The following is a 20,304-nucleotide window of genomic DNA, read 5'->3' as shown; positions in this document are numbered from 1 at the left end:
GGAGCTTTACTCTTCTTTCTTCTGGTAGATGCGCACTGAAACAAAGTAGGAAACGGCAAGAGCCGCTATGCCGCACAGGGGCAGGAGCCGCGCAAGGAGGGGAAGGGCCCCCCGCATTGCCGCTTCGTCCACGGCTCCGTTTCCGGACAGCGCGATAAACGTCATGAACGGCACAAGGAAGATCACGATTACGATGATGCGGCTCTTCTCCACGCCGAATTTGAAAACCAGCGGGATAATGATGCTGACGGACAGCAGGGCGCACGCCGTAAGGAAGCCCGCCGCAAGCAGGAGTCCCGTATCGAGCTTAGCCTGTCCCGCAGCCGCGAGCACGGCGGAGAGCGCGAGGCCAAGCCCCATGCCTACGCCCACCATAATGAGGGAGAACAGGTATTTGGAGCGGACGATCTGTTCCCGCGTGAAAGGGAGGGTGAGGACAAATTTATTCCACTTGCTGCTCACGTCGTAATTGAACGAAATAAAGCACATCATGATGCCGATGAACGTACAGATCCCGACGGCGAAGCCTGCCGAGAAAGTGCCGTCCTGCGCCGCCGCAACCGGGATGATACAAATGGCGATAATAAATGCATACATTTTGAAAAAGCTCCTGATCCCCAGGAATTCCTTTCGCAAAAGTCCCCTCATTTCGTTTCCCCCTTAATCATGAGCAGCATGACGTCCTCGAGGCCGGCGCTGTCCAGCGCGATATCCGGATATTTGCGCGCCGCCGCGTTTTTGTCCGCAGTCAGCGCTTCATAACCAAAAGCAGATTTGCGGTAACGAACGATATCCGCCGCATCGATCCTGTCAAAGGCCTCCGCCCCGCACTTCAGAACGCCGTATTCATACAGCATCTTATCCTTGTTCTCGGAAAGGACGACCCGCCCCTCGTGGAGAAAGGTAATATAGTCCGCCACTTTCTCAAGGTCGCTCGTGATGTGGGAGGAAATGAGGATGGAGTGTTCCTCGTCCTGGATGAAATCGAGAAAGACGTCCAGTATCTCGCTGCGCACGATGGGATCAAGCCCGCTTGTCGCTTCATCAAGGACCAGCAGCCTTGGCCGGTGGCTGAGCGCCGCCGCGATCGACAGCTTCATCTTCATCCCGCGGGAAAACTGCTTGAGTTTTTTGTTTTCCGGCAGGCCGAAATTTTTCGTGAGCGAGTGGAACAGCGCATCGTCCCACGTTTTGAATATATTGCGCATGATGGCCGCCACGTCTTTGCATTTCAGCGATTCGTAAAAGCAATCTTCCTCCATGACCACGCCAATCTGCTCCTTGATCTTACGCTCGTTTTCCACATGTCCGAGGCCGAAAACTTCAATAGTTCCCTTATCCGCACGGATCATGTTCAAAAGCAGCTTGATGGCAGTCGTCTTGCCCGCGCCGTTTTCACCGATCAGGCCCATGATACTGCCCCGCGGCACGGAAAAGCTCACGTCCCTGAGGGCGAAATCCCGGTATTCCTTGCTTACGTTATTAAAAATGATGCTGTCCATGTCCTATCCTTTCACGCGGAGGCCCGCCGGGGCTATTCTTCATACAGTACGTGCAAAATCTCTTCCAGCTCGTCGAGAGAGATGCCGCTGCTCTTTGCCACGGAGACGGCGTTTTTCAGGTGCTCCTCGGCAATTTTGAGTTGTTCTTCCCTTAAGAACTCCACATTTTTCTGCGCCACAAAGCTCCCCCGTCCGGTGAAGCTTTCGATGAATCCGTCGCGCTCGAGGTCGTCGTACGCGCGCTTCGTCGTGATGACGCTGATCCTCAGTTCCTTTGCCAGCAGCCGCATAGACGGAAGGGCGTCCCCTTCCTGAAGCTCCCCGCTGATTATCATATTCTTGATCTGCGAGGTGATCTGTTCATAGATCGGCTTTCCGCTGGAATTGCTGATGATGATATCCACTCATCAACCCTCCTGGTTAAAATTGTATATATACAACATATACAATATAACACCCATACTCCTTCTTGTCAACAGGGAAAAAGCAGGACCCAAAAAACGCGGACGAAGCGTTTTCCGTCTGCTTTTTGCGCGGTGCGCGCCTATCCGGCGGCTATGAAAACAAAGCGGCACGAAAAAAGGGAGCCGAGGCTCCCTTTCTCCGGTTATATAGATCATTTGAGTTGTTGTTACTCTATCAATAACCACCGCCCGTCTGCTTAAACATTCTTTTCGGGCTTATGCATACAGCACTTGCACTGAAACCGCCGCGCGCCGGTCGTCTTCGCGTGTGTGGCGGACCGTTTCTTTTACCGGTAGGTCGCGGAGGAGGGCAGGATGTTTTCATCCGTAAGGCCCACGCCCTCGCTGAACAGGAACAGCTTCACGTCGTTTTTGCTGAGCTGGCATTTTGGCCCAAGGCGCACGCTCGTCAGCGCATCCAGACCGATGGTCCTGAGGTTCAGCTCCACATAGGATTTGATGGTCTTGCCCACCACTACGGTTTTGAGCTTGCTGAACAGATCGTTCTGGGCGACATGCCCCTGCCGCTGCACAAACTTCGCATAAGCGTCCGTTGTGGGGATGGGGAAATTGACGGCCAGCCGCCATTCGTGTTCTTCGCTGAACGCCGGGTTTTTACAGAACGCGCTTTCTCCGTTCACCGCGCGCAGCAGTTTGACGATCTCTCCCGACGGCTTTTGCTCCTGGTCGACGAGGGTGTGCAGATGCCGGAAGATTTTGCGGATGTGCGGCCGTATGAGCGCCTTTTGCGCTGCCGGGGTATACCGGATGCGCGCGAATTCAAAGGTATGTCCCGGCTCTTTCGATTCGCGGTTTTTGCCCAGCATACCGCTGATGCGGTCCGCGCGGAAGCCGATGCACACGCCCGAGCCGTCGTCCGCATAACCACGCCACTGGCTCAGGCTGTCGCCCCGTTCGGAAAAACAGATCGCGTAGGTAATATAATCGTCATACCAGTGCTGGCCCATCGTTTTCAGCTCATAGCGCATGAGCTCTTCCACCGCCTCGTGGTCCCTGTATTCCTTTCCCTCATATTCAAACCAGATGGAAAACGGGGCCTTGTCATATTCCTCCATCGTCGTTTCGAGGATAAACTGCTGGAGCCACCGCCGCTCCATATAATCGTTGCTTTTGCCGATATCCGAAAGGCGCAGCGTCTTATTGGAGATGATGCTGTAAAAGCTCTCCACACTGCAATAATGGTATACGGTTTCAATTTGATTTGCATTCATGGCTGGATTTCTTTCCAAGACCGGAAAATGGTTTTTTATTCCGTCTTCTTCAGGAATTCGTACAGCTCCTCGAGCTGCTGCGCGGTATAATATTCGATAGAAATCCGGCCCTTTGCCAGCGAGCCCTTGATCTGCACCTTTGTCGCAAGGGCACGGGAAAGCTCGTCCTGCGCGTCGCGCAGTTCCACCGGCACGGCTTTTTTCGTTTTCTGTGCCTTTTTCGCGGGTGCGGCGGGATTGAGCCATTCCTTCACCATCGCTTCCGCCTCACGCACGGAAAGGTCGCCCTCTACGATATATTTTGCGCCTTCGCCGATCTTTTTGTTATCCTCGAGCGGCAGCAGGCAGCGCGCGTGCCCGGCGGACAGTTTCCCGCCTGTCACCAGTTTTTTGACTGGCTCCGGCAGGGACAGCAGGCGCAAAAGGTTCGCGATCGCGCTGCGGCTTTTGCCAACGCGCTTTGAAACCTCGTCCTGCGTTAAACTATAATCCGTCATCAGTTGCTGGAGGGCGGCGGCCTGTTCCAGCGGATTGAGGTCCTCGCGCTGGATGTTTTCGATCAGCGAGAGCTCGAGGACCTCACGTTTTTCAAGCTGCTTGACGATTACGGGCACCTTGGAAAGCCCCGCCATCTTAGCCGCGCGGAAACGCCGTTCCCCCGCGATGATGGTGTAACGTCCTTCGTTTTTATAGACGATGATCGGCTGCATGATGCCGTGCACCTTGATAGACTGTGCCAGCTCCTTCAGCTTCGCCTCGTCAAACTTTTTCCTCGGCTGGTTGGTGTCATTGTCCAGCAGGAAAATATCGATTTCACTCGCGCCTTCTTTTTCCGTTGCCCCGGCTTGCGCGTCCGCCATCAGCGCCCCAAGGCCTTTTCCGAGTCCTCTTTTCATTTCCGTGCCTTTCCTACTTCATATCGTTGGTCAAAAATTCCACCGCAAGCTCGGTGTACGCCTCCGTACCGAGACATTTATCGTCGTACAAAAGGATGGGCAGGCCGTAGCTCGGCGCTTCCCCGAGGCGTACGTTGCGTGGGATCACCGTTTCATATACCTTGTTTTTAAAGAATTTACGCACTTCCTCCACCACCTGCAGCGAAAGGTTGGTACGCCCGTCAAACATCGTCAGCACCACGCCCTCCACCTCGAGCGAGGGATTGAGGCTTTGGCGCACAAGCTTTACCGTACTCATCAGCTGCGTGAGTCCTTCAAGCGCGTAATATTCGCACTGGATGGGTACGAGGATTTTATCCGCCGCTGTCAGCGCGTTGAGGGTAATCAGCCCAAGGGAAGGCGGACAGTCCATAAAAATATAATCGTATAGGCCCTTCACATCCTCGAGGGCCCGTTTTAAGATTGTTTCGCGCGCCATCAGGGAGACAAGCTCCACCTCCGCGCCGACAAGGTCGATATTCGCGGGCATCAGGTCCAGCGTTTGCATCATCGTCGGCCGGATCGCCTCCACCGCTGAGACGCCGCCCACCAGCACATCGTACGACGATTTTTTCAGCCCCACGCGCTCCACGCCGAGGCCGCTCGTGCTGTTGCCCTGCGGGTCGATGTCGATGAGAAGCACCCGTTTCCCGCGGTTTGCAATACACGCGCTTAAATTGATGGCCGTCGTCGTCTTTCCGACGCCGCCCTTTTGATTTGCAATCGCAATCGTTTTGCCCAAAATTGTTCACTCCCTGTTTGAAGACACGGCGGTTTTTCCAGGCCTCTTGCCTGCTATGGCGAAGCGCCGCCCCGGCAGGATGCCGGAGCGGTTTTCCGCCGTTTACCAACGTTTCTATTCTTGCAGCGAACGGGCGCTCCTAAAATGGATGCGCGCTGCCGTCCGCCCGGCAAACCCCGCTTCCGGCCTGTTTGCCCGTCTCCCGTATATTATATCGGAAAAAGGCGTGGTTGAAAAGTTTTGTTTACGCCTGCTTGTATATCAAAAAACGCGGTGGTACAACATCTTGTACCACCGCGCGGCTTCTTTTCACTTTTCTGTCTAAATCTTGGCCTCAGGTCTTTTTGATAAATTTATTTCCGCACTGGGGGCAGGTAATGCTGATTTTGCCTTTTCCCCTGGGAACGCGCAATTTCTTCCCGCAACCCGGGCACTTATAGCAGCGGTGGGTCTTGCTGTCCTTCGCGCGGTTTTTAAGATTCCACCACCATGTGCGCACCGCGCCCCATTTACGCAGCCACGCATAATTTTCCTCTTGCCGCTTCCCAATCTGTCTGGAAAACATACGGTAGATCGCAAAAACCAGCGGGACCCAGCTCAGCAGGCTGATATACGGGACAGGAATAAACAAAAATATCACGCATAAAATAATCGACAGGATGACCAGGAACATTCCAAACTGGTCGCCGCCGTACCGCCCCATCATAAATTTTCTAAAGCCGTTCATTCAATAAGCCTTCTTTTTTCTGCATTTTAATTGATTCTACCACAGGAATATGAACTGATTATAACAAAGCTCCCTTTTTGGAGAAAAAACGCGCCTGGCTTCACTTCACAGCCAGCCGGTAGCTCTCGTCGATCCTGCAAAAGATTTCTTCCGCGGAAACGGAGCCGTTGAGCCGGATCGTGAGCCAGTGCTTTTTATTCATATGGTAGCCGGGAAAATACCGTTCGCCGTCCACGAGAGCCGCAAGCACCCCCGGGTCTGCCCGCAGGTCGATGATCTCCGCCGTTCCATCGGAAGCAATCCCCAGCTTTCGTTCGGGAACGGCGAGCAGAACGCCATACCACTTCCGGGTGTCTTCCCTGCGCCACACCGCGTTTCCCGGGAAGCGCTTCCACAAGAATTCCAGTTCGCTGCCGTAGACTGCCCGTACATAAGAGATCGCTTCCTGGGCGCGGGCGCTTTTGAATACGTCCGGTTCAAAGCAGGCTTCGGCGATCTCCGTAAGAACCGCTTCGTGGTCCGCCCTTACCATGCCGACAAAGGCTCCTACCGCCCCAGCCGTGCGGTGCAGCACGTATTCTTCGCCGGTCGCCGGGTCGATCACCCGCGCATGGGCGTTCCCGCCGGAGACGGTAACGGTCATTTGAAGCTGCCCCTGCGCGATACGGGTCTCGTAGGTATACGCGCCGTCCTTTTCGGCAAAGCCGAATTCAACCAGCTTCGCAATATTGGGTTTTTTCATGGAAAATGGCGCTTCCTGCATGTTTTTTCCCTCCGCCGGAGCCCGCCAGAAAGGGCTTCCCGGAACCTGTCCGGGAGGTGCGGCATACTTACAGCGGGGCTTTTGCGATCTGTGCATACCTGCGCGGATATTTCGGAGAAACCCTTGCCGTTTTCCGGAACACCAGCACATGGTGCGCATAGCCCTCGCACGGCAGCTTCAATACCTCGTCAAGCTCAAGGTTCAGCGCGCCGAGCGCATTTTCCGCCTCCGCAAGTTCCTGCCCGTATTCTCCCTTGTAGGCCAGGAACAGACCGCCCTGGCGCACGAGCGGCGCGCACAGCTCCGCGAGAACCCGCAGCTGCGCAACGGCGCGGGAAACGCATACGTCAAAGCTTTCCCGCCGCTGTCCGCGGGCAAGCTCTTCCGCGCGGGCGCACAGCACCTCTATCCCGATCCCCGCGGCCTTGCTGCCCCGCTCGATAAACGCGCATTTTTTTCCGGCGGATTCCACCGCCGTCGCGCGGATATCCTCCCGCATGATTTTCAGCGGTACGATAGGAAACCCCGCGCCGCTGCCGATATCCGCCACCGCCGCTCCTTCCGGGATTCGTCCGAGCGGCGCGGCGCTGTCGAAAAAGTGCCGCAGGGCCGCGTCTTTCGGTTCCGTGACCGCGGTCAGGTTGTGTATCTTATTCACTTCCACAAGCTCGCGGTAATACGTTTCCATTTCCGCGAGCTGGCGCTGCGTGAGCGCCAACCCGTTTTGTTCAAACAGGCTTTTCAGCTCCTGCGTAAATTCCGGCATGTATGTTATTCTCCCTTATACGGCTTCCACGCCGGCGGCGTAAACGCCGCCCCCTCGAACACCGCCTTCATTCCGTCGCCCGTCGGGCAGCAGGCAAATACGCCGATGCGCACCGCCGCGTTTTTACAGCGCAGGTGGAATATCCGCATCTGCTCGTATTCCTTCCCGCCGCGCGAGGCCTCGAACAAAAAACTGTCTTTCAGCCTGCTTACGCGGTAATACATCACCCGGTTTTCTCCGGGGATATCCGCCCACGCCCAGTCGGAATAGCCGCCGGAGGTCACAACGCTTCCAAGCTTCTGCGTTGTCTCGTCTTCATATTCCATGCAGACCTTCGCCCAGTTCTTTTCGTCCAGGTAGACGAGTATCCCGCACTGGTCGTAAAGGCTGCTGCCTTCGCGCGTGGCCTTTACCGTGAACGAGCACTCCTCGTCTGCCTCGGCGACAAGGCCGTGTCCGGTGTTTTTTGTGAAATTGTAATAGGTATTTTGCCAGAGGTCCGTCCCAGGTTCCGCGTGGATCACGATCCTTTTATCCGTTACCGTTGCCTGATGGGGCATGTTAAGCCACTTTGCTGTTCTTCCTGCCAGATGCATTTTACTTGTCCCTCCTGTTTTCTCTTTGCCTATTTTACTGCCGTCCCGCGGGAGCGGTCCTTTTCTTTCTCACGCGGCCTTTCCCTGCGGCCGCTTTCGGCAGGCCCGCCTGCCTTTCCGGTATCCTTTCTTTTGCCGGGCGTCATGCGTCCGGAGCGCCGGTCCTTTTCCTTCCGGAGCGCCGGTCCTCCGTCTTTTTCATCACATAAACATGGTAGGGCAGCGTTTCCCCGTGGTAGAGGCGGTCATACGTCGTCACGTATTCCATGCCGATCCTTTCGGCAACCGCGCGCGAAGCGGCATTGCTCGTACGCATCTGCGAGAACACCCGGTCTGTCCCTATGGCGCGGAACGCGTGCTCGATACACCCCCCCGCTCCCTCCGCCGCATATCCTTTGCCCCAGAATCTTTTATTGACGATATAGCCGAGTTCCCAACCGTCCTCGCCCGCAATATCCCCGGTGTAAAGGAGCCCGATCGCGCCGATGTTTCCGCTTGTCTCTTTGTCCTCCGCGTACAGCCAGCCGTATCCGTACCGGTCGTAGCGGGTGGAATTCCTCTCCATCCAGCCGGTCACTTCTTCCTCGGAAAAACCATGCTCCCAGGCGTACATGACCTCCGGGTCCATAAGGAATACGCTTACCGCCTCGCGGTCGTCCGGCGTAAAGCGGCGAAAAGTCATCCGTTCTGTCTCAAATAAAATGGGTTCCATCGTTTATCCCGCCTTTCTGCGTCCTTCTTTGCCAAGCCTCAGCTTCAGTTCCTTTTCCCTTCGGCAACCGGAAAAGGCAGGCGTGCTGTTTCGCACGCAATATCCATCAGCACCAGTATATCCGGGCTTAAAGATAAAATCAAATTAAAAAGGACCGGGGCCGCCGACAGAAAGCAGCCGCGCAAAGCGTCCGTCTATATATATTCCAGGCTCTCCCCGGACAGGGCGCGCGCTGTCTCCGCCCGCATCCCGCGGGCAGGTTTTGCTCCCCATGGGGGCGGTCTTCAGGAGCTCTCCCGGGGATCGTATGCGCTGCCAGTAAGATCACGGATACGAGCCCTAACTAAATCATGAGGCCTTCCTGTCCCCTCCAATGTTTCACGTGAAACACCGTTCCGCATCCTTTATACTTATTCTGAGGTAAACGCTGGCGCTTTTATGTGCGGCAGCACCAAAATGTCTGCCGGGGCCACTCCCGATATCCGCGGCGCGGGGCCCCGGCCGTGCGGCCCAGACTATTTCCTGCGCTGCGCCGCCAGGTACACCAGCAGCACCGAAATGTCTGCCGGGGTCACCCCCGATATCCGCGACGCTTGACCCACATTTCGGGGTCTGATATCGTTTAGCTTCGCGCGCGCCTCGAGGCGCAGGCCGCTGATCTGCCGATAGTCTATATCCGCCGGGATTTGCTTTTTTTCCAGCCCGGCGGCGGCCTCCACCTGTTTTTGCTGTTTCTCGATGTAGCCCGCATATTTGATGTTCGTCTCAATCTGGAGCGTGATATCGCCATCCGCCTCCAATATCCCGCCGTCCACCTCCGCGAGATCGCGGTAAGCGATCCCCGGCCGCGCAAGTATTTCCGCCAGTTTCATGCCGCGTTCCGGCGGTTCCATGCCGTGCGCTGCAAAAAACGTATTCGCGTCGGCTTTTTTTACCGTCACCGCCCCCAGCCGCTTTGTTTCACGTGAAACATTTTCCATCTTATACATATAGCGGTCGTACCGTTCGTCGGAAACAAGCCCCACGTCCCGCCCGATCTGCGTCAGGCGCGTATCGGCGTTGTCCTGCCGCAGCAGCAGGCGGTATTCCGCCCGTGAGGTCATCATTCGGTAGGGTTCTTTCGTTCCCTTGGTCACAAGGTCGTCGATCAGTACGCCCGCATAGGCCCGGTCGCGTCCCAGAATGATGGGCGGCTCACCGTCCAGGAACCGGCAGGCGTTGACCCCCGCGATAAGCCCCTGCGCGCCCGCTTCCTCATAACCAGAGGTTCCGTTGATCTGCCCGGCGGTGAATAGCCCTGTTACTTCCTTTGTCTCAAGGGAAGGCCGGAGGCGGGTTGGGTCGATACAATCATATTCGATTGCATAGGCCGGACGCACAAAATGCACGTTTTCAAGGCCCGGAACCGTGCGGTAAAGGGCGACCTGCACCTCCACCGGAAGGCTTGACGACATCCCCTGCACATAAATCTCGTTCGTATGCAGGCCCTCCGGTTCCAGAAACAGCTGGTGGCGCTCCTTATCGGGAAATTTCACCACCTTATCCTCGATGGACGGGCAATAGCGCGGCCCGATCCCTTCGATCATTCCGCTGTAAAGCGGGCTGCGGTGAATATTCTCCCGGATGATCCCGTGTGTTTTTTCATTCGTATAGGTGAGGAAGCAGGGAACCTGCTCCCGCTCGATCCTTCCGCTCAGGAAGGAGAAGGGGACGATCGTTTCATCACCGTACTGCGGCTCCGTTTTGGAAAAATCAATGCTGCGCGCATCCACGCGCGCGGGCGTTCCCGTTTTGAACCGTTGCAGGGAAAAGCCGAGACCGCTCAGGCTTGCGCTCAAATGGTCGGCAGGGAAGAGGCCGCTCGGCCCCGCGCTTTTCGTATATTCGCCTACGATCACCTTTCCCTTGAGATAGACCCCCGTCGCAAGGATCACCGCCCGGGCAAAATAGCGCGCGCCCATCGCGCCGCGCACGCCGGCCACACCCTTATCGTCTGTCAAAATATCCGTGATCTCATCCTGCACGAGGAGCAGGTTATCCGTGTTTTCCAGAGTTTCCTTCATATAGCGCTGGTACAGCTTTTTATCCTGCTGTGCACGCAGGGAATGAACCGCCGGGCCTTTTTTCGTGTTCAGCATCTTGATCTGGATAAACGTAGCGTCCGCCGCAAGGCCCATTTGTCCGCCCAGCGCGTCGATCTCGCGTACAAGGTGTCCCTTCGCCGTGCCGCCGATGGCCGGATTGCATGCCATTAAGGCGATTCCGTCCATGTTGATCGTCGCGAGCATCGTCTTTTTACCCATACGCGCACAGGCAAGCGCCGCCTCTGCGCCCGCATGGCCTGCGCCCACAACGATGATGTCATGTCTTCCGCCCGAATAATCCGTCATACTTCTTTTCTTCTCCTATCGAGGCTTTGCCTTCTTTTCCAACCAGTCCCGGCAGGCTTCCCGTCCGCCTGGTTCCTCGATCCCGCCGCTCTCATCTTTCCAGCAGAAAGCCGGGCGTCGAAGGCTTCACAAAACGGGCCCCATGGAACCCGGATATCGTGGGTTTTATAAGGAAAAAAGTTTCCGCCGCAAACCGATGTCCTGTCTTTTGCGGTAAAACAAGCACAGGGGCGCGGAATGACGGGAGGTCATTTTCCCAAACAGAACTTTGTAAAAATCCTGTCGATGATTTCCTCGCTTACCGTTTTTCCCGTAATCTCTCCAAGGCTTGCCCATGCCGCATTGAGGTCAATGGTCACGCAGTCCATATCGATTCCCTGTTCCATCGCTTCCATTGCTTCGCCGATTTCCCCGGCCGCGCGGCGGAGCGCAAATACGTGACGCTCGTTCGTAATCAAAAGCTCACCCGCTGTTTTATCCTGCTCCGCGTACTTAAGCAGCTTTTGTTTCAATTCATCGATCCCTGCTCCGGTTTTTGCTGAAATACGCAGCGGCAATACGCCAAATTCCTTTTTTACGTCCTTTTCTGAGAGCCTCTCACGTGCATCTAATTTGTTCAAAACGACCAGAAGGTCGGCTTTGCTTTTTTTAAGCGTTCTCATGGCCAAATGATCTTCTTCCGTAATTTTGCCGCTTCCGTCGAGCATAAAAATTGCCAACTTGCTCTCGTTTATCGCGTTTTCCGATCTTTTTACGCCCTGCGCCTCAATTTCGTCGCTTGTACTCCTGATTCCAGCCGTATCCGTTAAATAGATCATGATTCCGCCAATATCTACGCCCTGCTCGATGGTGTCCCTCGTTGTGCCCGGAACATCCGCCACGATCGCCCGGTCCATACCCGCAAGCGCATTTAGAAGGGAGGATTTCCCCACATTCGGTTTTCCCGCGATCGCGACCCGCAGGCCTTCCTTTGCGATCCGTCCGGCACGGTAGGTGTCCGCCAGCCCGAGAAGCCCCTTCTGCAGTTCTTTCAACACGGGAAGCAGTTCTTCCGAAACCTCTTCCTCCAGATTCTCTTCCGGATATTCCACTACGGCTTCCACCCGCGCAAGCGCGTCCGTGAGCCGGTCCTGATAGGAGAGCACCCGCTCTTTCAATTTGCCTGCAAGCTGCCCAAGCGACGCTTTTGCTCCCGCCTGCGAGGATGCAGAAATAAAATCGCACACCGCCTCGGCCTGCGAAAGGTCCATCTTTCCGTTCAGGAACGCCCGCCGCGTGAACTCTCCCGGCTCCGCCGGACGCGCGCCGCACTCCAGCACATAGCCGAGCACCCGCCGCACACCCACCGCGCTTCCGTGGCAGTGTAGCTCCGCCGTTTGCTCTCCTGTATAAGATTTGGGCGCATAAAACAGCACCGCCATCACCGTATCGAGCAGCTCTCCGTTCCTCCTGACGCTCCCATAAACCATTTGTCCATGCGTAAACGAAGCACGGGGAAACACTTTTTTCAAAACAGCCTCCGCGTCCGGCCCGCTGATGCGGATCACCGCCACGCCCCCCGTTCCCGGCGGCGTAGCGATCGCGGCGATCGTGTCATTCGTCATTTCTTCTCTCCTGTCGGTCCTGGCGCCGCTTTCTGCGGCAGGGAAGCCGTCCGCGCCCGTAAATATCCGGCCCCCCGGCCACGCGGCGGAGTTCAAAAAAACCCGACGGGTTTCCCACCGGGTGTTTTTGTTTTTTCTCCACGCCTATGATTCGCGCCGCTTTCTCCTGATGACCACGCGGCGGTACGGCTCTTCTCCTTCGGAAACCGTTTCCACGCGCGGATGGTTTTGCAGCGTTGCATGCAGGATCCTGCGCTCGTACGGATTCATCGGCTCAAGCGTAATCGGCTTGCCGGTCTTCGCAACCGTATTTGCCAGCCGCTTTGCCAGCTTTTCCAATGTCCGTTCACGCTTTTCGCGGTAATTCTCCGCGTCCAGCATGATCTTCTTATAATCCTCGCGGCCTTTGTTTACCGCCAGTCCCGTAAGATATTGCAGGGCGTCCAGCGTATCGCCGCGCCGGCCGATCAGCACTGCCGTATCCTTACCCGTAATTTCGATTTTAAGCGCCTTTTCGTCTTCTTCAACGGCCGCGCATTCCGCTTCAACTCCCATACGCTCGAACAGCCCGCTCAAAAATGCTTCGGGCGCGCCTTTTTCCGCCTGCACGGGCTGCTTTTTGGCCAGGTGTACGACGGCGTTTTTTCCAAGCCCGAAAATTCCTTTTCCGCCTTCATGCACAATCTCAATCTCTACTTCGTCAAGCGAAAGCCCCATTTGCTCAAGGCCTTTAAAGATCGCCTCGTCAACGGTCTTCCCCTTTGCTTCCACAAAATCCACTTTTATTTCCTCCTGCTTTAAGAAACAGAAACTTCCTGTTTTTTCGCCTTTGCCTTTTTCACCAGATCAACAACCTTCATCTGGCTGAATGCGTACAGGCTCGATACAAACCAGTAAAGCGCAAATGCCGTATTGGATGTGGCGCAGATAAACACCGAAAAAATCGGCATCATCCACATCATCATCTTGTTGGTGCAGCCCTGCGCTTCCTGCTGCTCCTTCGTTTGGGCCGTCGCTGAAGTCATCGCGTTCTGCGCGGCCGCGGGGTTAAACTTCTGCTGCAGGAACAAGGCCACGCCGGCAAGCGCCGGGAGGATCAGGTATCCGTTCATATTCGTCACGGAATTCGTCACGGTGTTCCAATAGCCGTTTGCTTTGAGTATCTCCGTCGTAAGCGCATTATACGTATCGGCCGGCACCTGCATCACGCCCGTCGAAAAGTCGAGCAGGCCCTGGCTGTGCAGCAGCGCAAGCGTCTGCGGCTGGATAAACGTCTGGTTCGATTGCACATAGGAAAGGAAACTTTCCGCCGACGGCAGGATGCTCGCGTTTCCGCCAATGAACGAATCCGGCTGCCAGAGGTTGTGTACCCAGAAGAACGGGGTAAGCTGTACGCTTTGCGCGCCGTTCTGCGCCGCATCGAGCATCAAAGCGATCGTCTGTTCGCTGGCGATGACCCGCATCGCGCCGAAGAACGCGAACAGGATCGGCAACTGGATCAGCATGGGCAGGCATCCGAGCATCGGATGGATGTGCATTTTACGGTACAACTCCTGCTGTTTTTTTTGCATCTGCCCCGGATTATTCGCATAACGTTTTTGCAGGGACTGGATTTCCGGCCCCAGCGCCGCCATCTTTACCTGGTTTCCGCGCTGCTTTAAGTCAAGCGGCAGCAGGCACAGGCGGATCAGAATCGTAAGGACAACGATGCCCAGCGCATAATCCGCAAAAATATTGTGCATTCCCTTCATGCAGATTACAAAGAAATCCGATAAAAAGTTATTGTATAGAAAATCCAAAATTTACATCCTCCCGTAGTCGGAACACGGCTCTTTTGCGCATCCCCGTTCTGTGCCGGAAATACCGCTGCCGCTTCCTCCTCTTCCCCGCAAAACGCGCGCCTCTTTGGTTTTGAAGGGTTCCCGGTTCAATCCCTGCGGGCCGCCGGGCTTCCTGCTTGCTTTTTTAAATAAGGCCGCTTATCCCTGCCGCCGCACCCTGCACATAAAACGCCCGTGCCCCCCTCTTCTTTAAAAGGCCGGAGAAGGCGCCTTCCATGCTTACGGCACCGGGTCGTATCCGCCCTTGAAAAACGGATTGCAGCGCAAAATACGCTTAACCGCCAAAAACGTACCCTTCAGCGCTCCGTATTTCGTCACTGCTTCGACGGCATACTGCGAACAGGTTGGCGTGAACCTGCAGCAGGGCCTCGTATACGGCGAGACCGCTTTCTGATAGAAGCGGATCATCGCCAATATCACTTTTTTCATTTTGTTTCCTCCCACAGATTGCCTCTGGAAGGCCCGGCCGCCCGGGTCATCTTGAAAGTATTCCCGCACGCTCGAGCAGCCTGCGCATCTGCGTGCAGATGTCGCTGAATTCCGCGCTCGTGATGCTTGCCCTTGCTACGAAAACAAGGCTGTGGTTTCCGCTTAACTCCGGCAGGATCGTACGGTATGCTTCTTTCATACGCCGCCGGACACGGTTTCTTACCACGCTGTTTCCGACCTTTTTACTGACGGAAAAGCCTACGCGAATGCCGCCATACCTGCTTTTCGCGGCAACGAGCGTCATATCGCGGGACCCCGCGGGTTTTCCCCGCCTGTAAACAAAGTTAAACTCTTTGTTCTTTTTTAACGTGCGCACGTCCAACTTTGCTTACGCGGACAGCACTTTCCTGCCTTTTGCCCGCCTTCTCCTAAGAACGTTCCTGCCGGCTTTCGTTTTCATTCTCTTCATAAAGCCGTGAACGCGGCTGCGCTTCTGTTTTTTTGGTTGATACGTCATTTTCATAGCTACATCTCTCCATTTTCTACATATAATATAGTGCGGCCGCTCCATCGTTTTTTACCTGGAGCCTCCACATTTTTTCCGATAAAAAGACGATTATTATTATATAATTTTTACTGTCAAGTGTCAAGGTAAATACCGCCCGCAGACAGCTTTCAGAGCGGATTTCCTTTCCTTTTCGTCCATAGATATTGGGGTGTCTCTCCCGCTCCTTCCCTTTTTTCCACAATTTGGCAACTATATCTAGTATTTTTATTTTTTTGAAGCTCTCCCAAAAACAAAAAACCTTTTTTTCATCTACCATTTTAGCGCCTCCTGTGGTATAATAAACCTCGCGGAAAGCCTTATTTTATGCACATTTTCGCGCTTATTGTGGATAACTTTGTGGATAATTTCGGACTTGTTTTTCAAAAAGGTTTCTAGGCAGGCATCCTGCTTGTGTAAAAAGTTATCCACAATCGATCAAATACGGAGCCGGGGTTAAGCAGTACATGAGCGTCTTTAATGTTTTATGGGAAAAAACGCTGAATTATCTGGAAGAGGACCTTCCTATGTTTCAGTTTAATGTATGGATCAAGGAACTCAAGCCTGTGCACGAGGAAGACGGGACTTATTATTTTGAGGTCTCCAGCCCTATGCACAAAAGCTTGATGGAAGAAAAATATGCGGAAAAAATCCGCCTTACGATGCAGCTTGCCTATGAGGAGCTTTACGGCGTCCCGGGCGCGGACATCCGTCCGGAGTTTATCACTCCCCAGGATTCCTCGAAGCTGAATATTAACGAAAAAAAGGCGGAGCCGCAGCCGGCCCGCGAACAAAAAACAAACCTGAACCCAAACTACACGTTCGACACCTTTGTGGTGGGAGAAGCTAATAAATTTGCCAACGCCGCGGCGCTCGCTGTCGCGCAGGCGCCCGGCCGCGCCTACAACCCGCTGTTTTTGTACGGCGGCGTGGGCCTCGGGAAGACGCACCTGATGCACGCGGTGGGCAACCATATTTTGCAGGACAATCCCGGGGCGGAGATTGTCTATGTGACGAGCGAAACCTTTATGAACGAGCTGATCCGCATGATCCAGCTGACGAACAACCGTGCGAATATCGACCTGCGCGAACAGTTCCGCAGGAAATACCGCAATATCGACGTCCTGCTGATCGACGATATTCAGTTTATCGCAGGCAAGGACGTGGCGCAGGACGAGTTTTTCCATACGTTCAACGCGCTGCGCGATATGAACAAGCAGATCGTCATTTCCTCGGACCGCCCTCCAAAGGAGATGGAAAAGCTGGAAGAGCGGATGCGCTGCCGGTTTGAATGGGGCCTCATTGCCGACATCAAGATGCCGGACTACGAAACGAGGGTCGCCATCCTGCTGAAAAAGGTACAGGCGCTTCGGTCGGTAAATCCGTCCGCCCTGCCCATCCGGGACGACGCCTTACATTATATAGCACAACAGAAAAATTCAAATATCCGTACGCTCGAAGGCGCGCTGCAAAAGGTCATTATGTATGCGGAGCTGCACAAGGAGTCCCTCCCCTCCGGGGAGATCGACGCTTCCGTCGCGCAGAAGGCTTTGGAAGATTTCTTTGCTTCCCCCTCTGTACGGGCCATCACGCCAAAGGGCGTAGTCGACGTGGTATGCGAATATTTCGATATCCGTGAAGAAGATATCCGCGGCCAGAAGCGGAACCGGGAATATGTATTTCCCCGGCAGATATCCATGTTTGTGTTGCGCGACCTGACTGACAGCTCTTATTCCAAAATAGCGGAATTCTTTGACCGGGACCATTCCACCATCATGCATGCGGAGGAAAAGATCAAGAAGCAGATGAAGGACGATCCCGAGCTGAAAAAAGTGGTGGAGGATATCGAGGCAAAAATCAAGGGATAACCTGTGGATAAAAAAACAGGCAGAAACGGGCGTTTTTTATCCGTGCACAAAAAGGCCACAGCCCGTCAACCGTTTTTCCTTTTTTACGCAACGGTTATCCGCCCGGACAAAAATAAAAAAATGGCTTTGCTCCTATAAAAAAAGGGGTTTTCCACAGAATCCACAGCCCCTAATACAGCCATTACTGCCTATCTATTAGAATAAAAACATGGAGGAATACGACATGCAATTTACTTGTGCGAAAGAAGATTTACTCACAGCCATCGGAACCGTAAACCGTGCGGCTTCTAAAATGCAGAAAACCATACTGGAATGCATCCTGTTTTCCTGCGCAGAGGACGTCATTACCCTGCGCGCGACGGATATCGCGCTTTCCATCAAAACAGAGATGAACGCCCAGATCGAAAAGACGGGAGACGCGGCGATTCCCGCGAAGCTTCTTTATGAGATCATCGGCCGGTTCCCGGAAAGCGACGTAACCTTCAGGAGCGTAGGGGAAAATTCCGTGGAGATCAGCTGCCTCAATTCCAAGGTAGTGCTCCAGCAGATGAACGCGGACGAGTTTCCCGTTTTTCCGGAGCTCGAGAACAAGGAACAGATCAAGCTTCCGCAGTGCGCGCTTCGCACCATGATTAACCAGACTTTGTTCGCGGCGGCGGTCAACGAGGATAAGCCGATTCTTACGGGCCTGCTGTTCGATATTGAAAAAGACAGCCTTACGATCGTGGCCCTCGACGGCTACCGTATGGCCGTAAGGAAACAGCCCGCTATTTCGGATATCAGTAAAAAGTGCGTGATTCCCGCCCGTACCCTGCGGGAGGTTTCCCGGATCATATCGGAGACGGAGGAAAACGTCAAAATTTCCATCAGTGGCAATATGGCGCTTTTTGAAGCGGGAAATACGGAAATCTATACCAGGCTGCTCGAAGGGGAATATATTAATTACAGGAACCTCCTGCCCGCGGACTGCGCGACCAGCGTGAAGGTGGAAACGAATATGCTGAAGGACAGCCTCGAGCGCGCGTCCATCCTTGCGCGCGAGGGAAACAATAACGTGGTCAAGTTTGAAATCAGCGAAAAAAACCTCGAGATCACATCTAATTCCGAAATGGGCAACATCGACGAACAGATTCCCGTATTGACGGAGGGAAAGGACCTTAAAATCGCGTTTAATGCGAAATATGTGCTGGATGTGCTGAAAAATGTGGAGGAATCCGAAGTACTGATGCAGTACAACACAGGGGTCAGTCCGTGTGTGGTCAAACAGGAAAATTCGGATGCGTACGAATACCTGATCCTGCCCGTGCAGCTGAGGGAGGAATAAAAAGGGAGTTCAGCCGCATCTTTTTTGGCCTGTCCGTTTTTTGTAGGGGATGGGAGAAAAAAGGCTAGGAACGGCTTTCATCAGCGGCCTGCCGGATAATGGAACCACGAAGCAGGACACCGGTAATACGGCCCCCGGCAATATGCCGGAGGCCCGGGACAGGAAGGCTTTGTGTTTTATGAAGGCGGGAGGACAGGGTTTGATGTGTTCCGTATTAAGGCAAAAGAATGAGCTAAAAGCGCCTTTGACGGCGCTTTTTTTGAAAGGATCCCTATGTATCTGACAAGGCTGAAGCTGATCCATTTCAGGAATTACGAACAATTGAATCATTCTTTTTATCCTGGGGTGAATGTGCTTTACGGCAGGAATGCGCAGGGGAAGACGAATATACTTGAGGCCATCCATATCTGCGGGAATGGAAAATCTTTTCGCGTGAACGCGGACAGCAAGACAGTGATGGAGGGCAAGGAGGGAGCGTACCTCTTTGCGGAATATGTGGAAAGCATGGACCGCTCCGTCGAGGTACTGATCGGCCGGGACAGAAAAAAAAGCCTGAAAATAGACGGGATTCCCGCCAAAAACCTGAAAGAGCTGCTGGGGAACCTTTTTGTGGTGGTCTTTTCCCCGGAGGATATGAAAATGGCCAAAGAGGCGCCTTCCCTGCGGCGCGGTTTTTTGGACGGGGAAATTTCAAAGATCAGGCCTTCTTATGTGGACGCGCTGAAAAACTATACGAAGATCATCGCCCAGAAAAACGCGGCGCTGCGGCGGCGGGAAAACAGGGATACGGGCGCTGTGATCGACGCGTACAACGCACAGCTTGCGGGCTATATCCGCATAATCCTTAAAAACAGGAAATCTTATGTGAATAAGCTGGGGGAATATGTGCGGGAAACGCACCGCGCTATTTCCGGCGGTACGGAAGAAATATCCATCGTCTATAAGGAGACGGTCCCGGAAACGGGGATCGCGGAAACGCTGAAAAAACTGCGCGAAAGGGAACTTTTCGAGGGCAGTTGCACCGCCGGCCCGCACAGGGATGACCTCGAGATACTGCTCAACGGAAAAGATATCCGCGTGTTTGCTTCGCAGGGGCAGCTGCGCACACTGATGCTCGCGGTCAAAACGGCGTGTCTTAAGATACTCGAGGAAAGCACGGGCCATACGCCGGTCCTGCTGCTGGACGATGTGTTTTCCGAGCTTGACCAGACGCGCAAAAAAAATCTTTTAAGGACCCTGAAAGGGATACAGACCTTCATTACCACCGCGGACGACGCGGACGCTAAGCTCCTTGCGCGCGCCCATCTTTTTTATGTTGAAAACGGAACCGTGCGGGAGAGGCAGCCGGGCTGAACAACGCGAATCGGGGAACCGGCCAGAGACAGGCTGAATTTTTGCGGCAAAAAAGATATTTTTCTATTACTTTCGCTTTTTAATATGCTCACGCGCCCTGAAACCGTTTTTAACAGCTCTTCCCATTCCCCCCATTAACCCGCCTGCAGAATCGCGGAAAAAACGAAAAATACCTTTAAAAACGAGCCGTTTTGTGGTATAATAAAGAGAGATTTTGAAGAGGTGTTTTATGATTTTACATCTGGGCGGCGATTACTTCGTAAAAACAAAAGAAATCCTGGTGATACTGGATTATGAAGAGGCCGCGCGCAACAAAGATACGAGCCTCTTTTTAAAGGGCCTTGAAACGACGGCGCTTTCCGGGGAGCCCCGGGCCGTGGTTGTCACGGAAGAATATGGAACGAAAAAAGCGTATCTGTCGCCGATTTCGCCGCGCACACTGCTGCGGCGGAGCAACGGGGATGGGGACGCTTTTCTGCGGCAAGACCCGCAGGGATAAGTTTGGACAGAAA

23 protein-coding genes are annotated in these 20,304 nt (G+C 54.3%); 4 read left to right on the top strand and 19 right to left on the bottom strand.

Translation table 11 applies throughout. From position 1 onward, the window contains the following. Window positions 1-6: 6 nt before the first annotated feature. From B1H56_RS11295 to B1H56_RS11200, 19 genes are all read right to left on the bottom strand, one after another. Window positions 7-648, bottom strand: a complete 642-nt coding sequence (locus tag B1H56_RS11295) for an ABC-2 transporter permease (protein ID WP_066519815.1) — start codon at window positions 646-648, stop codon at window positions 7-9. Then, the gene (locus tag B1H56_RS11290; RefSeq protein WP_066519813.1) at window positions 645-1,502 is read right to left on the bottom strand and encodes an ABC transporter ATP-binding protein; all 858 of its coding nucleotides are present in this window, start codon (window positions 1,500-1,502) and stop codon (window positions 645-647) included. Before B1H56_RS11290 ends, B1H56_RS11295 begins: the two co-directional genes overlap by 4 nt. Window positions 1,503-1,534: 32 nt before the next feature. Then, window positions 1,535-1,906, bottom strand: coding sequence for a GntR family transcriptional regulator (locus tag B1H56_RS11285; RefSeq protein ID WP_066519810.1), 372 nt, complete (start codon window positions 1,904-1,906; stop codon window positions 1,535-1,537). Between the two features lie 347 nt (window positions 1,907-2,253). Further along, window positions 2,254-3,198, bottom strand: coding sequence for a DUF2971 domain-containing protein (locus tag B1H56_RS11280; protein ID WP_066519809.1), 945 nt, complete (start codon window positions 3,196-3,198; stop codon window positions 2,254-2,256). 35 nt (window positions 3,199-3,233) lie between these two features. Beyond that, complete coding sequence (locus B1H56_RS11275; protein ID WP_066519807.1) at window positions 3,234-4,094, bottom strand: ParB/RepB/Spo0J family partition protein; 861 nt, start codon at window positions 4,092-4,094, stop codon at window positions 3,234-3,236. A 13-nt stretch (window positions 4,095-4,107) separates the two neighbouring features. Next, window positions 4,108-4,875: a ParA family protein gene (locus B1H56_RS11270; RefSeq protein ID WP_066519805.1), complete on the bottom strand. Its 768-nt coding sequence runs from the start codon at window positions 4,873-4,875 to the stop codon at window positions 4,108-4,110. Between the two features lie 334 nt (window positions 4,876-5,209). Continuing rightward, the gene (locus B1H56_RS11260; protein WP_066519801.1) at window positions 5,210-5,602 is read right to left on the bottom strand and encodes a TFIIB-type zinc ribbon-containing protein; all 393 of its coding nucleotides are present in this window, start codon (window positions 5,600-5,602) and stop codon (window positions 5,210-5,212) included. Window positions 5,603-5,702: 100 nt separating this feature from the next. Beyond that, window positions 5,703-6,365 (bottom strand): MmcQ/YjbR family DNA-binding protein, encoded by a 663-nt coding sequence (locus B1H56_RS11255; RefSeq protein ID WP_066519799.1) that lies wholly within the window; start codon window positions 6,363-6,365, stop codon window positions 5,703-5,705. Window positions 6,366-6,432: 67 nt separating this feature from the next. Beyond that, a complete protein-coding gene (gene rsmG, locus B1H56_RS11250; RefSeq protein WP_066519797.1) occupies window positions 6,433-7,131 on the bottom strand; it encodes a 16S rRNA (guanine(527)-N(7))-methyltransferase RsmG in 699 nt (232 codons plus the stop codon). A gap of 5 nt (window positions 7,132-7,136) precedes the next feature. Further along, window positions 7,137-7,727, bottom strand: coding sequence for a DUF1349 domain-containing protein (locus B1H56_RS11245; protein WP_066519790.1), 591 nt, complete (start codon window positions 7,725-7,727; stop codon window positions 7,137-7,139). A 142-nt stretch (window positions 7,728-7,869) separates the two neighbouring features. Further along, entirely contained in the window at window positions 7,870-8,439 is a 570-nt protein-coding gene (locus B1H56_RS11240) for a GNAT family N-acetyltransferase (protein WP_121419003.1), read from the bottom strand. 515 nt (window positions 8,440-8,954) lie between these two features. Further along, the gene (gene mnmG, locus B1H56_RS11235) at window positions 8,955-10,829 is read right to left on the bottom strand and encodes a tRNA uridine-5-carboxymethylaminomethyl(34) synthesis enzyme MnmG (RefSeq protein WP_066519781.1); all 1,875 of its coding nucleotides are present in this window, start codon (window positions 10,827-10,829) and stop codon (window positions 8,955-8,957) included. 248 nt (window positions 10,830-11,077) lie between these two features. Then, window positions 11,078-12,433 (bottom strand): tRNA uridine-5-carboxymethylaminomethyl(34) synthesis GTPase MnmE, encoded by a 1,356-nt coding sequence (gene mnmE / locus B1H56_RS11230; protein WP_066519780.1) that lies wholly within the window; start codon window positions 12,431-12,433, stop codon window positions 11,078-11,080. 144 nt (window positions 12,434-12,577) lie between these two features. After that, window positions 12,578-13,213 (bottom strand): RNA-binding cell elongation regulator Jag/EloR, encoded by a 636-nt coding sequence (jag, locus tag B1H56_RS11225; RefSeq protein WP_066519779.1) that lies wholly within the window; start codon window positions 13,211-13,213, stop codon window positions 12,578-12,580. A 17-nt stretch (window positions 13,214-13,230) separates the two neighbouring features. Further along, the gene (locus B1H56_RS11220; protein ID WP_066519776.1) at window positions 13,231-14,232 is read right to left on the bottom strand and encodes a YidC/Oxa1 family membrane protein insertase; all 1,002 of its coding nucleotides are present in this window, start codon (window positions 14,230-14,232) and stop codon (window positions 13,231-13,233) included. A 261-nt stretch (window positions 14,233-14,493) separates the two neighbouring features. Next, entirely contained in the window at window positions 14,494-14,703 is a 210-nt protein-coding gene (yidD, locus tag B1H56_RS11215) for a membrane protein insertion efficiency factor YidD (RefSeq protein ID WP_066519774.1), read from the bottom strand. Window positions 14,704-14,749: 46 nt separating this feature from the next. Continuing rightward, entirely contained in the window at window positions 14,750-15,079 is a 330-nt protein-coding gene (gene rnpA / locus B1H56_RS11210; RefSeq protein WP_162938999.1) for a ribonuclease P protein component, read from the bottom strand. Window positions 15,080-15,091: 12 nt separating this feature from the next. Then, window positions 15,092-15,226: a 50S ribosomal protein L34 gene (gene rpmH, locus B1H56_RS11205; protein WP_066519766.1), complete on the bottom strand. Its 135-nt coding sequence runs from the start codon at window positions 15,224-15,226 to the stop codon at window positions 15,092-15,094. A 19-nt stretch (window positions 15,227-15,245) separates the two neighbouring features. After that, window positions 15,246-15,527, bottom strand: coding sequence for a hypothetical protein (locus tag B1H56_RS11200; protein ID WP_066519763.1), 282 nt, complete (start codon window positions 15,525-15,527; stop codon window positions 15,246-15,248). Between the two features lie 187 nt (window positions 15,528-15,714). On the opposite strand from B1H56_RS11200, the gene dnaA reads away from it, so the two are divergent. The 4 genes from dnaA (at window position 15,715) to remB (ending at window position 20,291) form a co-directional block, all read left to right on the top strand. After that, complete coding sequence (dnaA, locus tag B1H56_RS11195) at window positions 15,715-17,115, top strand: chromosomal replication initiator protein DnaA (protein WP_066519761.1); 1,401 nt, start codon at window positions 15,715-15,717, stop codon at window positions 17,113-17,115. A 223-nt stretch (window positions 17,116-17,338) separates the two neighbouring features. Continuing rightward, window positions 17,339-18,439: a DNA polymerase III subunit beta gene (dnaN, locus tag B1H56_RS11190; protein ID WP_066519760.1), complete on the top strand. Its 1,101-nt coding sequence runs from the start codon at window positions 17,339-17,341 to the stop codon at window positions 18,437-18,439. 273 nt (window positions 18,440-18,712) lie between these two features. Further along, complete coding sequence (gene recF, locus B1H56_RS11180) at window positions 18,713-19,792, top strand: DNA replication/repair protein RecF (protein ID WP_066519756.1); 1,080 nt, start codon at window positions 18,713-18,715, stop codon at window positions 19,790-19,792. Between the two features lie 229 nt (window positions 19,793-20,021). Beyond that, window positions 20,022-20,291, top strand: coding sequence for an extracellular matrix regulator RemB (gene remB / locus B1H56_RS11175; RefSeq protein WP_066519755.1), 270 nt, complete (start codon window positions 20,022-20,024; stop codon window positions 20,289-20,291). Window positions 20,292-20,304 lie beyond the last annotated feature (13 nt).

Origin of the sequence: Christensenella minuta, assembly GCF_003628755.1 — a bacterium.
Lineage (GTDB): Bacteria > Bacillota > Clostridia > Christensenellales > Christensenellaceae > Christensenella > Christensenella minuta.
Note: the sequence above shows the minus strand (reverse complement) of the source record. Positions and strands in the feature narration are given on the sequence as shown.

Excerpts from the sequence above, each read along its gene's own strand:
- mnmE (WP_066519780.1), bottom strand. The coding sequence starts at position 12,433 with ATGACGAATGACACGATCGCCGCGATCGCTACGCCGCCGGGAACGGGG.
- yidD (WP_066519774.1), bottom strand. The coding sequence starts at position 14,703 with ATGAAAAAAGTGATATTGGCGATGATCCGCTTCTATCAGAAAGCGGTC.
- dnaA (WP_066519761.1), top strand. The coding sequence starts at position 15,715 with ATGAGCGTCTTTAATGTTTTATGGGAAAAAACGCTGAATTATCTGGAA.
- B1H56_RS11280 (WP_066519809.1), bottom strand. The coding sequence starts at position 3,198 with ATGAATGCAAATCAAATTGAAACCGTATACCATTATTGCAGTGTGGAG.
- B1H56_RS11295 (WP_066519815.1), bottom strand. The coding sequence starts at position 648 with ATGAGGGGACTTTTGCGAAAGGAATTCCTGGGGATCAGGAGCTTTTTC.
- B1H56_RS11275 (WP_066519807.1), bottom strand. The coding sequence starts at position 4,094 with ATGAAAAGAGGACTCGGAAAAGGCCTTGGGGCGCTGATGGCGGACGCG.
- remB (WP_066519755.1), top strand. The coding sequence starts at position 20,022 with ATGATTTTACATCTGGGCGGCGATTACTTCGTAAAAACAAAAGAAATC.
- rsmG (WP_066519797.1), bottom strand. The coding sequence starts at position 7,131 with ATGCCGGAATTTACGCAGGAGCTGAAAAGCCTGTTTGAACAAAACGGG.
- B1H56_RS11290 (WP_066519813.1), bottom strand. The coding sequence starts at position 1,502 with ATGGACAGCATCATTTTTAATAACGTAAGCAAGGAATACCGGGATTTC.
- B1H56_RS11260 (WP_066519801.1), bottom strand. The coding sequence starts at position 5,602 with ATGAACGGCTTTAGAAAATTTATGATGGGGCGGTACGGCGGCGACCAG.
- B1H56_RS11255 (WP_066519799.1), bottom strand. The coding sequence starts at position 6,365 with ATGCAGGAAGCGCCATTTTCCATGAAAAAACCCAATATTGCGAAGCTG.
- dnaN (WP_066519760.1), top strand. The coding sequence starts at position 17,339 with ATGCAATTTACTTGTGCGAAAGAAGATTTACTCACAGCCATCGGAACC.
- B1H56_RS11245 (WP_066519790.1), bottom strand. The coding sequence starts at position 7,727 with ATGCATCTGGCAGGAAGAACAGCAAAGTGGCTTAACATGCCCCATCAG.
- B1H56_RS11200 (WP_066519763.1), bottom strand. The coding sequence starts at position 15,527 with ATGGTAGATGAAAAAAAGGTTTTTTGTTTTTGGGAGAGCTTCAAAAAA.
- B1H56_RS11240 (WP_121419003.1), bottom strand. The coding sequence starts at position 8,439 with ATGGAACCCATTTTATTTGAGACAGAACGGATGACTTTTCGCCGCTTT.
- mnmG (WP_066519781.1), bottom strand. The coding sequence starts at position 10,829 with ATGACGGATTATTCGGGCGGAAGACATGACATCATCGTTGTGGGCGCA.
- rpmH (WP_066519766.1), bottom strand. The coding sequence starts at position 15,226 with ATGAAAATGACGTATCAACCAAAAAAACAGAAGCGCAGCCGCGTTCAC.
- recF (WP_066519756.1), top strand. The coding sequence starts at position 18,713 with ATGTATCTGACAAGGCTGAAGCTGATCCATTTCAGGAATTACGAACAA.